The following is an 8,521-nucleotide window of genomic DNA, read 5'->3' as shown; positions in this document are numbered from 1 at the left end:
GTGGACCTGACAAGATTCGAACTTGTGACCTCCCGGTTATCAGCCGGACGCTCTAACCAACTGAGCTACAGGTCCATCATGGTGGAGGTTAGGGGGATCGAACCCCTGACCTCAGGCTTGCAAAGCCCGCGCTCTCCCAGCTGAGCTAAACCCCCACGGAGAAAGTAATAAACACCCCAGCGGCGACTCGGCTCTCGCTGGGGTGTTTATTGCGAAAGAAAGTGGTGGACCTGACAAGATTCGAACTTGTGACCTCCCGGTTATCAGCCGGACGCTCTAACCAACTGAGCTACAGGTCCATCGCGCAAGGGATATATTAGACGAGTCGTTACGCGCGCGTCAACAACTTTTTTGAAAAACTTTGGAGGGTGCCCGCCGAGCGGGCGAGATGGGTTAGGTTTGCTGCTCGGACAGTCCTGCGCAAGACGAAGGCCACATTAAGTGGCCTTCTTTGCGTGCGGAACTCGCGACAAACCTAACCCATCTCACCCGCTCGGCGGGCACGGGGTCCAAGATTGTCAAAAAAGCGGTCGGCGCGCAGGTGCGCCGACCGCCGATATATGGGGTCTGATATTTCCTACCAGCTAGTTCCTCTTACTCGTCGAGGAGATCTTCTGGCATGTCGTCGCCGTCGCCTAGGTCGACTGGGGCCTCTTCGGCGTCGGCTGCGGCCTCGGTGGCTTCGCCTTCGGGCTTCTCTTTGGCGGCCGTCATGCGGGCTACGGCGCAGATGCGGTCGTTGTCGTCGACGGCCATCATCTTGACGCCCTGGGTGGCGCGGCCGGTCTGGCTGATCTCGTCGGTCTTGACACGAATGACCGTCGCACCCTCCGTCACGATGAACAGCTCGTGCTGCGGGCCCACCGTCTTCATGGCCGCGAGGTTACCCTTACGCTCGGTCATTTGGATGGTGTAGACGCCCTGGCCGCCGCGGTTCTGCTCCGGGTAATCCGAGACCGGCGTGCGTTTGCCGTAGCCGCGCTCGGTAATGACAAACAGGTCACCGTTGCCGTTGGTAACCTCCATGCCCAGAACGCTCACGCCGTCCTTCATGCCGATGCCGCGAACGCCGCTGGTATCGCGACCGGTGGCGCGCACCTGATCCTCGGGGAACATAATCGCCTTGCCCGCGGTGGTTGCCATGATGATCTTGTCACCCTCGCGCACGCGACGCACAGCGAGCAGCGCGTCGTCGTCCCTCAGGTTGATGGCGATCAGGCCGTCGCGGCGGCTACGGTCGTAGGCGCTCATCACGGTCTTCTTGACCATGCCACTCTTGGTGGCAAACATCAGGTACTCGTCGGCGGGGAACTCGCGGCAGCTGATGACGCTCGCGATCTTCTCGCCCTCCTCGAAAGGCAGCAGGTTGACGATCGCGGTGCCGCGCGCCTGGCGCGTGCCAACCGGCAGCTCGTGCACCTTCAGGCGATAGACTTTACCCTTGCTCGAGAAGAACAGCACGTACTCGTGCGTGGATGCGATAAACATCTCGTCGATAACGTCGTCCTCTTTAAGGTTGACGCCCGACACGCCCTTGCCGCCGCGCTTTTGGGCGCGATAGGCGGCCACCGGGATGCGCTTGACGTAGCCGGTGTGGGTGATGGTCACGACCATGTCCTCGTCGGCAATCAGATCTTCGACGTCCAGGTCCTTCTCGACATGGCTGATCTCGGTGCGGCGCTTGTCGCCGAACTTCTTGGAAATCTCGCGCATCTCTTCCTTGATGACGCCCAGGATTTTCTCCTCGTGCGCCAACAGGTCCTCGTAGTAGGCGATGGCGCGACGCAAGCCGTCCAGCTCTTCCTGAATCTTGTCGCGCTCCAGGCCGGTCAGGCGGCGGAGCTTCATCTCGAGGATGGCCGTAGTCTGCTCGGGCGTAAAGCCAAAGCGCTCGATCAGGCGACTGCTGGCCTCAGAGTCGGTCTGCGAGGAGCGGATGATGCTGATGACCTCGTCGATATGGTCGAGAGCCATCAGGTAGCCCTCGAGGATATGGGCACGCGCCTGGGCCTTCTTGAGGTCAAAGCGGGTGCGGCGGGTGACGACGTCGACCTGGTGGTCGATGTAGTGCTGCAGCATCTCGCGCAGGCTCAGGCATTTTGGAACGCCGTTGACAAGCGCCAGGTTGTTGGCACCGAAGGTCGTCTGCAACGAGGTGTACTTGTACAGGTTGTTGAGTACGACCTGCGGAATGACGCCCTTCTTGAGCTCGATGACCAGACGGATGCCCTTCTGGTTGGACTCGTCGCGCATGTCCGAGATGCCCTCGATACGCTTGTCGTTCACGAGCTGGGCGATCTTCTCCTGCAGGGTGCCCTTGTTGACCATGTAGGGGATCTCGGTAAAGACCAGGCGGCTGCGACCGGTCTTGGTGGATTCCACGTGAGCCTTGGCGCGCACGGTGATGGAGCCGCGGCCGGTCTCGTAGCTCTGCTTAATGCCGGCACTGCCCATGATGATGGCGCCGGTGGGGAAGTCCGGACCGGGCATGATCTGCATGAGCTCGTCGACGGTGGCGTCGGGGTTGTCGATAAGGTAGCACGTGGCTTCGATCGCCTCGGTGAGGTTGTGCGGGGCGATGTTGGTGGCCATGCCGACGGCGATGCCCTGGCTGCCGTTGACCAGCAGGTTGGGGAAACGCGCGGGCAGTGCCTGGGGCTCGGCGAGCGACTCGTCGTAGTTGGGCTGCCAGTCGACGGTGTCCTTCTGCAAGTCGCGCAGGAGCTCCATGGCGGGCTTTGCCAGACGGCTCTCGGTGTAACGCATGGCGGCGGCGCCGTCGCCGTCGATGTTGCCGAAGTTGCCGTGACCGTCAATGAGCGGCGTGCGCATGGAGAACCACTGTGCCAGGCGGACCATGGCCTCGTAGACCGCGGAGTCGCCGTGCGGATGGTACTTACCGATAACTTCGCCGACCGTCCAGGCCGACTTCTTGTGCGGACGGTTGGGGTAGATGCCGCTCTCGTTCATTGCGTACAGGATGCGACGGTGTACCGGCTTTAAGCCATCGCGCACGTCCGGCAGGGCGCGCGCCGTGATGACCGACATCGAGTACTCGATAAACGACTGCTTCATCTCACGGCCGAACTCCGAAATCTGGAGCTGGCCACCGTTGATATCCTCTCCGGCCGAGGCACCACGGTCGACTTCGCCAAAGCTCTCCTCGAGCTCGCCGTCGTCGTCTTCTTCCTCATCATCATCGGCATCGGGGTTATAGGCGTCCGGGTCGCCATCCTCGCCCTGCTCAGCACGGGCAAGCAGGCGCTTCAGATCGTCGGGCATGCCGGCGTCGCCGGCCTCGCCCATACCCTCGTTATTGTTGATATCGTCTGCCACGTTACCTCCTCATGGTTTGCGTGGTCCATTAGTTCCCTACCACGGAGACGGATTACCGGGAACACCGGATAACCCTCCTAGGTTTTCCAGGCACCCCAGGTTGCCCTGAAGGATGAGGGCGCACGCCTTGCGTGCGGCGCCCGAAATCCTGAAGGGCAAGATGGGGTGCCTGGGAAAGCTAGGCGTCCAAGAAGCGTGCGTCATGTGCGTGCTTCTCGATATATTCGCGGCGGTAGCCGACCTCGGAACCCATGAGCTCGCGCACGGCGCGGTCCGCCACCACGGCGTCCTCGATCGACACGCGCTGCAGAATGCGGGTCTTGGGGTCCATCGTCGTCGAGGCAAGCTGCTTGGGGTCCATCTCGCCCAGGCCCTTATAGCGCTGGACGGTGTAGCCCTTGCGCTTCTTAGTGATCTTGCCGTCCTTGGCTTTGCCGTCCTCGTCGTTGTCGTCGGGGTTCAGTCCCAGGCTCTGGATGGTGTCGCGCAGGATCTCGTCTTCGGGCTGGCGGCCGTTGGGATACACGTAGTGAATCTTGTTGCGCACCTTGATGCCAAAGATGGGCGGGCACGCGACGTACACGTAGCCGGCATCAATCAACGGGCGCATGTACTTGTAGAAGAACGTCAGCAGCAGGATGCGGATGTGCGCGCCGTCGACGTCTGCATCGGTCATGATGATGATCTTGTGGTAGCGAGCCTTGGTAATATCGAAGTCGCCGCCGTCGCCGGCGCTCGTCGTGACGCCGCAGCCGATCGCAGTGATGAGTGACTGGATGGTGTCGCTCGAAAACGCACGATGATCGCCCACGCGCTCGACGTTCAGAATCTTGCCGCGCAGGGGCAGGATCGCCTGGATGTCTCGGCGGCGGCCGTCCTTGGCCGAGCCGCCTGCCGAGTCGCCCTCTACGATAAAGAGCTCGGTGAGCTCAGCGTCGCGCACCGAACAGTCGGCGAGCTTGCCGGGCAGCGATGCCGTCTCGAGCAGGCTCTTGCGGCGGGTCGCCTCGCGCGCCTTGCGGGCGGCGTTGCGCGCCTTGCAGGCCTGTTGGGCCTTCTTGACGATCTCGCGAGCGGGCTTGGGATGCTCCTCGAGGTAATCGGCCAGACCGTCGGTCATGATCTTGAGCGTCAGCGCGCGCATATAGGAGCTGCCGAGCTTGGCCTTGGTCTGGCCCTCAAACTGCGGATCGGGCAGCTTGACCGAGATAACAGCCGATAGGCCCTCGCGAACATCGTCGCCGGTCAGGTTGGCGTCTTTTTCCTTGAGCAGGTTCTGCTTGCGAGCGTAATCGTTAATCACGCGGGTGAGTGCGGTACGGAAGCCCTCAAGGTGCATGCCGCCCTCGGGGGTGTAGATGTCGTTGGCAAACGACATGACGTTCTCACCGTAGCCGCTATTCCACTGCAAGGACACCTCGACCTCGCCCATCTTGGTCACGGGCGCATCCGGATCCGATTTGCCCTCAATATAAATGGGCTCCTTAAAGGCCTCGGGGACATCCTTGCCCTCGTTGAGGAACTTGACGAAATCGATGATGCCGCCGGCATAGCAAAACTCCTCCACATGGGGAGTCGCCTCGCGCTCGTCGGTCAGCACGATCTTGAGGTTCTTGTTGAGGAATGCCGTCTCCTGCAGACGGTTGTGCAGCGTGTCGAAATCGTAGATGCAGGTCTCGAAGATCTCGTCGTCGGGCCAGAAGCTGACAGTGGTGCCCGTCGAGGTCGAGGTGCCCACGACCTCCATCTTCTTGACGGTCTTGCCGCGCGAGAACTCCATCTCGTAGATGTTGCCATCGCGGCATACCTGCACGACCACGCGCTTGGACAGGGCGTTGACGACGGAGATACCCACGCCGTGCAGGCCGCCCGAGACCTTGTAGGCCGAGTTATCGAACTTACCGCCGGCGTGCAGGATCGTCATGACGACCTCGAGCGTCGGGATCTTTTTGATAGGATGCTCGTCGACGGGGATGCCGCGCCCGTTGTCGACGACCGTGATGGAGTTGTCGGCGTGGACCGTCACCTGAATCTCGGTGCAGAAACCGGCCATGGCCTCGTCGACGGAGTTGTCAACGATCTCCCACACCAGGTGATGAAGACCGCTGGCGCTCGTCGAGCCAATGTACATGCCCGGGCGCTTACGAACGGCCTCGAGACCTTCGAGAATCTTAATCTCGCCGCCATCGTAATCGTTTTCGTTTGCCACACGTCCTCCTTCAGTTAAGAAAATGTGTACAGCCTTACTAGTTTATCGTAAAAAAATACCCTCGGGGACGAGGGTATTTGGCTCTACAAGGCCACCAGATGCGATTTAAGGCTCTTTTTTGCTCTGCACGCCCTTGGCCCACTCGGCACTGGCTCTCATGGCGTTCTCGAGGGCCTCGCGCAGTTTTTGGTCCTCGATGGGTGCCACTTGGTGCTCGATCTCGGCACGTTCGGCATCGCTGAGGTCGGCATGCGGAGCCGGCGGACGCTCGGCCACGGCCGGACGCAGGCGCTCTTTTGCAGCGGGCGGTGTGTGGCCGGGGGCGGTCGTCTTGAACACCAGCCCATCGACGTGCGCGCCGGCACGCTCCATGCGCGCGCGGATAATCTCGCGCAAAAGCGTCATCTCCTGCGTCCATGAGGGCGAATCGAGGTACACCAGCAGTTCGTTGGACTCGGGCAGGTAGCGCAGACCGGTCACATGGCGTCCCTCACGCGTGCCCGAGCACACCGCATTCCAGGCGCGATAGACTGCACGAGATTCCTCTGCAGCCTCCATCTGCGCGCGGCGCTCAGGTGTCGCGGCCGCCAGGATGCGCTGACGCTCGGCATCCAAAAAGCCGCCAAAGGCAACCGTTCCGTTCTCGCACTCGTAATTAGCACGTCTCACCCATGCTCACCACCTTGGCTCGATCAAGCAGGTCATCGGTAAAATACCCTAGATTGGTGGTGGTTATGACCGTCTGGATATCATCACCGATCAGCTGCAGGAAAGCGCCTCGGCGCCCGGCGTCGAGCTCGCTCATCACGTCGTCCAAGAGCAGCAGCGGCGCGGTGCCCAAGATATCACGCGCCACTGCCACCTCTGCCACCTTCCAGGCAAGCACCAGCGTTCGCTGCTGCCCTTGGCTGGCAAATGAACGGGCCGATCGACCCGCGACGGAAAACTCAATCTCGTCGCGATGCGGACCCACGAGCGTCACGCCGCGGCGGATCTCCTCGTCGGCGCGCTCATCGAGCGCCGAGAGCATGTGCTCATACGCCCAGCCCCTGAGCTCGTCGCGATCCTCGGTGCGAGGCAGGTCGCCAAGCGTGGACACATAGGACACGCCGGCGGACTCGCCGGATGCCACGCGACCATAGGCGTCGCGCACATGGCCCGACAGCCGGTCGAGCAGGGCCAGACGATGCACGAGCAGGGCCGAACCGGCGCGGGCAATAGATTCGTTCCAGGCGCCGAGCATCTCGCGGCAGCACCAGGTCTCCTTGAGCAGGGCATTGCGCTGGGTCACGCAGCGCCCGTAGGCGCTAGCCAAATCGGCATAGCGCGCACTCAGCTGAACGCCAAAATCATCAAGTGCGGTGCGGCGCACGCTGGCACCCCGCTTGACCATATCCAGGTGGTCCGGGCAAAACAGAACGCTCGGCAGTACCCCGTGCACGCCGGACGCAGCGCAGCGCTTGCCGTTGCGGCTAAACGAACGCTTGCCATCTTCCACGCTCAGCCCCATGTCCAGCACGCGCCCGTCACCTTCGAGCCTCAGCTCGACCTTGCATGAGCCCACGCCGTCGTGCACGAGCTCGGCTGCGGTCGGATGCCTAAACGAGGCGCCACTCGTCAGCAGCTGCAGCGCCTCTATGAGGTTGGTCTTTCCCGCCGCGTTGGGGCCTGCGAGCACTGTCACGCCGTCGCTCAGGGCAAGGCGGTAACTGTCGAAGCTGCGATAGCGCGCAACGGAAAGATCGCGTGCGAACATGGTCATGGGTAGTGCTAGATGCGTACCGGCATGACCAGGTACAGGTAGTTGATCTTGTCATAGGACTTGAAGATGCCAGCCTGCGAATAGCTCTTGAGCTCCAGCGTGATCTCCTTCTCCTTGGACAGGGCATTGAGGCAGCCAAAGATGTAGTGGTAGTTGAAGGCGATGGTGCCCGACTCGCCCTCGGCCTCGACATCGATCGTCTCCTGCGCCAGATCCTGGTCGTTGGAAATGGAGGACAGGCCCATCTGGCCGTTCTCGACGTCAATCTCAAACTTGACAGCGGGGTTGGCGCTCGCGATAACGGCCACACGCTTAAGGGCGGCGTTAAAGGCGGCCACGTCGATCTTGACGCTCGTCACGCACGAATCGGGGATGAGCTGCTTGTAATTGGGATATACGCCCTCGATGCGGCGCGACACGTAGGTGGTGTTGCCGGCCTCAAAGACAACCTGGGTGTCGGTGGCGCCGATCATGATGGTAGCCTGACTCGCCATGATGCTCAGCGCGTCGTTGAAGGCGTCGGCAGGCACGTTGAGCTCAAAGGAACCTTCGAGGGTCGAGGTCTCGACCTGCGTATCGCACACGGCCAGTCGGAAGGAGTCGGTCGCGACCAGGCGCACGGTGTTGTTCTCGACCTTCATGTGCACGCCACCCAGGATGGGGCGGGCCTTGTCAGTCGAGGTGACGCGCCATACGCGACTTACCATTTCGGACAGAATATCAGTCGGTAGCTCGACGGCGCTCTCGATGGCGTATGCCGGGAACTCGGGAAAGTCGTTAGCATCGAGCGTGTTGAGGCGGAAAGAGCTCTTCTCGCAGCCAATCAAAACCTGACGCTCGGACAGCTCAAAGGTGACCGGTGCATCGGGAAGGGTCTTGGTGATGCTGGAGAGCATCTTACAGGGAATCACCATCTCGCCCTCCTCTTCGACATGAGCCGCGATGCGGTGACGAATCGAGATGGTGTAGTTGGAGGTCTGGAATTCCAAGATGCCGTCTTGTGCCTTAACGAGCACGCCCGACAGAATGGGAAGGGTGGATGCCGAAGCGACGCCTTTCATAACGACGCCGATGGCTTGCGTAAGCGAGCTCTGGCTGACGGTGAACTTCATCTTTTAATACCTTTCTATAGATATAAATATCTTAATAATAGTAATAGTACTGACGAAACTGTTGATTACTCCTAAAAGTGCAGGTCAGCCCTAAAAAGAGAA

At 61.1% G+C, this 8,521-nt stretch carries 5 protein-coding genes and 3 tRNA genes; all 8 read right to left on the bottom strand.

What is annotated here, in order from left to right:
* Position 1: 1 nt before the first annotated feature.
* The 8 genes from ACEXKH_RS07845 to dnaN all read right to left on the bottom strand — a co-directional run bounded on the left by ACEXKH_RS07845 (position 2) and on the right by dnaN (position 8,419).
* Positions 2-75 (bottom strand) — tRNA-Ile (locus tag ACEXKH_RS07845).
* 4 nt (positions 76-79) lie between these two features.
* Positions 80-155 (bottom strand) — tRNA-Ala (locus ACEXKH_RS07840).
* A gap of 67 nt (positions 156-222) precedes the next feature.
* A tRNA-Ile gene (locus tag ACEXKH_RS07835) sits at positions 223-299 on the bottom strand.
* Positions 300-594: 295 nt separating this feature from the next.
* Entirely contained in the window at positions 595-3,306 is a 2,712-nt protein-coding gene (gene gyrA / locus ACEXKH_RS07830) for a DNA gyrase subunit A (RefSeq protein WP_373573706.1), read from the bottom strand.
* A 208-nt stretch (positions 3,307-3,514) separates the two neighbouring features.
* Positions 3,515-5,545 (bottom strand): DNA topoisomerase (ATP-hydrolyzing) subunit B, encoded by a 2,031-nt coding sequence (gyrB, locus tag ACEXKH_RS07825; RefSeq protein WP_373573699.1) that lies wholly within the window; start codon positions 5,543-5,545, stop codon positions 3,515-3,517.
* Between the two features lie 105 nt (positions 5,546-5,650).
* Positions 5,651-6,214: a DciA family protein gene (locus ACEXKH_RS07820; protein WP_373573698.1), complete on the bottom strand. Its 564-nt coding sequence runs from the start codon at positions 6,212-6,214 to the stop codon at positions 5,651-5,653.
* Complete coding sequence (gene recF / locus ACEXKH_RS07815) at positions 6,201-7,307, bottom strand: DNA replication/repair protein RecF (RefSeq protein WP_373573697.1); 1,107 nt, start codon at positions 7,305-7,307, stop codon at positions 6,201-6,203. Before recF ends, ACEXKH_RS07820 begins: the two co-directional genes overlap by 14 nt.
* 8 nt (positions 7,308-7,315) lie before the next feature.
* On the bottom strand, positions 7,316-8,419 hold the full coding sequence (gene dnaN, locus ACEXKH_RS07810; RefSeq protein ID WP_118094012.1) for a DNA polymerase III subunit beta: 1,104 nt from the start codon (positions 8,417-8,419) through the stop codon (positions 7,316-7,318).
* Between the last annotated feature and the right edge of the window lie 102 nt (positions 8,420-8,521).

Source organism: Collinsella aerofaciens ATCC 25986, assembly GCF_964259375.1.
Classification (GTDB): Bacteria; Actinomycetota; Coriobacteriia; order Coriobacteriales; family Coriobacteriaceae; genus Collinsella; species Collinsella aerofaciens_BO.
Note: the sequence above shows the minus strand (reverse complement) of the source record. Positions and strands in the feature narration are given on the sequence as shown.

What these genes read in the sequence shown, in the direction of transcription:
- gyrA (WP_373573706.1), bottom strand. Translation starts at nt 3,306, where the DNA reads ATGGGCGAGGCCGGCGACGCCGGCATGCCCGACGATCTGAAGCGCCTG.
- recF (WP_373573697.1), bottom strand. Translation starts at nt 7,307, where the DNA reads ATGACCATGTTCGCACGCGATCTTTCCGTTGCGCGCTATCGCAGCTTC.
- dnaN (WP_118094012.1), bottom strand. Translation starts at nt 8,419, where the DNA reads ATGAAGTTCACCGTCAGCCAGAGCTCGCTTACGCAAGCCATCGGCGTC.